This window comes from Roseateles sp. P4_D2 (genome assembly GCF_056401875.1).
On sequence record NZ_JBFUIM010000035.1, the window covers coordinates 1 to 2,400 of the forward strand.

The window sequence follows — 2,400 nt, forward strand, 5'->3', positions numbered from 1 at the left end:
GGGCTGTTCCAGCAGAACTCCCTGCGCGACGCGCTCGTGGCGGCACTCAACTTCCACATCTTCCATCAGCATGCGGAGCGGGTCCCCATGACCACCATCGCCCAGATGGTCAACGTCCTGCAGGCGATGATCCTGACGGACAAGGAGAAGATGGTCCTGACCCCGACCTACTACGCCTTTCAGATGTATGCGCCGTTCCAGGATGCCAAGTCGCTGCCGCTGGCCATCAAGGACAACACCAGCTACACCCTGGGCACAACGACGATTCCGGGCGTAAGCGCTTCGGCGGCGCGTGCCAAGGACGGCAAGGTGTACCTGGCGCTGGTCAACACCGATCCGTCCAAGGCGGTCGATGTGGCCGTCAACGTTGCGGGCACGAAGGTCAACGGTGCGGCAGGCAAGGTGCTGACCTCGGCCGCGATGGACGCGCACAACACGTTCCAGAATCCGCAGGTCATCAAGCCGGCGGCGTTCAGCGCGCGTGCCGCGGACGGCAAGCTGTCGATCAAGGTGCCTGCCAAGGCCGTGATGGTGGTCGTGCTGGAGGAGTGAAGGCTTGGCGCGCGGGGCTCTGCCTAGAGCCCCTGGGGCAGCACCCACTCGATGCCGATACGGCGCGTGGCCGTTCCGTCGCGCAGTTGCGCCGGGTCGGGGGCAGCAGCGGGAGTGGTGGCCGCGCGAGCCAGGCTCACGGCGTCCAGCTCGCGCTCCAGAGCCAGGGCCGGCACACCGCGCACGCCGGCCGCCATGATTTCGCGGCGCTGCACGAAGCTGCGCACGATCTTGCCGGCAGCATCGAGATCCTGTTCCACGACGACCGTGCCCGCAAGCTCGGCGCGGCGCGCGAACAGCGGAAAGCCGTTCGCGTCGGTCGCGCCGGGGCCACTGCGCGGCACATCGGGCAGCAGATAGCCCGACGAACGCACGGCCATGGCGGTGCGCCAGGCATGCAGCGCACGCGGCGCCGTCATCCGCTGGGTGCGTACCTGCTCCTGGCTCCACCAGCGCAGCAGCTCGCAACGTGAAGCGGGTGATTGCGCGGCATAGGTCCAGCCCGGCGCCTGCAGCGCGTTGCGCACCTCGGGGGCGAGGCTGGAAGCGTTGCCCGGCGGCTTGGGCAGCGCAGCGACCAGCTCATCCTCAAACGCGCGGTCCGGCGAGGGCGGCACCTGCCGCGGGACCTGACCCCATCGAGCCAGGCGCGCCGCCTCGCCCTGCCAGGCGGCGTCGCGCTGCTCTGCGGGCAGCGCCTCGATCAGCTGCGCCACCTGCGCCACGGGCCGCGGCTGGTCGAGCCGCTGGCAAATGGCGGGCGTCTTGAGCGCATCGATCCAGATCGTGTCGCTGGGGTGCGGCGTTGCATCGGCTTGCCACAGCGCCACTTCGTTGAGCACGCGATTGCTCAATCGCTGCGCAGCCACTTCCGCCCGCAGCTCGCCCTTGCCCTGCGCGGTTTCATCGGTCAGCCATGCCGCCCAGCCGGCCTGTACGCGCTCACGTTGTTGACGCAGCACACCCTCGGCCACGCTTCGGTGCTCCGGAGAAAGCTTCAGGTCGGCAGGCAGCTGGAACATGCCCGCCAGCAAGTCCACCGGCTGGCGCAGCAGTCCCGCATCGCGCTCCAAGCGCTCACGCAGCTTTGCTCGCTGTTCGACCATCAAGCGGCGTGCGGCTTCGTCACGCTGCTGGTCGATCAGCTCCTGCGCCATCTGCTTGTTCTTCGCCGCCGCAGCCGCCTTGTCTGGGCTCTGTCCTTCGGCCGTCACGCCGCCAACGCGACCGGGCTCCATGCCGGGAAAGGTGCCGACCTGAGCCAGCACCGCAGCCGGTGCATGCAGAAGCACCGCCAGCGCAACCAGCCGCAGAGAAAACCGCCGGCTAGAACCCGGCACGACGTCACCGCAACGTCGAACGAGTGATGCTTTCATGGACGCTCCCAGTTCAAGGTTTTGCCTTCAGCCAGCACCGGACTGCGGTGACGGTCCACCTCCAGCCCCCAGTCGCGCAGCGCGCCCTCGCTGACTTGCGCCGTGTACTGCCCGCCCTTTCGGCTGACCGTGCCCCGCGCCGCAATGCTGCCGTCCGCGCCCACGACCGTGAAGGCCGCGCTGGCGCCGTCATCCAGCTCGAACACGCGCAGCACCGTGCCGCGGGCGTAGTCGTAGGCCGGCTTCTCGGTCTCGGCGCCCCAGGCGATGACGCTGTTCGGTGCCGCATAGAGCGGCATGGACAGGAAGCCATGCACCTCGCGATGCCAGCGGCCGCCTTCGCGCTTCTCGCCGCTCAGCAGATGGGTCCACGTCCCTTCTGGGAGGTAGAAGTCCACCTCACCGCTCTCCGTGAACACCGGTGCCACCAGCAGGCTCTCGCCGAGCTGGTACTGYCGGTCCAGCGTCGCGC

The 2,400-nt window shown here is 68.6% G+C and carries 2 protein-coding genes and 1 pseudogene; 1 reads left to right on the forward strand and 2 read right to left on the reverse strand.

What is annotated here, in order from left to right; all coding sequences use genetic code 11:
• A partial coding sequence (locus tag AC1DW0_RS29465; RefSeq protein ID WP_477949617.1) for an alpha-L-arabinofuranosidase C-terminal domain-containing protein occupies positions 1–552 on the forward strand: 552 nt, incomplete at its 5' end.
• Positions 553–575: 23 nt separating this feature from the next.
• On the opposite strand, the gene AC1DW0_RS29470 is transcribed toward AC1DW0_RS29465, so the two are convergent.
• Both AC1DW0_RS29470 and AC1DW0_RS29475 read right to left on the reverse strand, forming a co-directional pair.
• Complete coding sequence (locus AC1DW0_RS29470) at positions 576–1,928, reverse strand: hypothetical protein (protein ID WP_477949619.1); 1,353 nt, start codon at positions 1,926–1,928, stop codon at positions 576–578.
• Positions 1,925–2,400 (reverse strand): annotated as a pseudogene (locus AC1DW0_RS29475) (hypothetical protein); the annotation flags it as partial. The gene AC1DW0_RS29470 and the pseudogene AC1DW0_RS29475, both read right to left, overlap by 4 nt.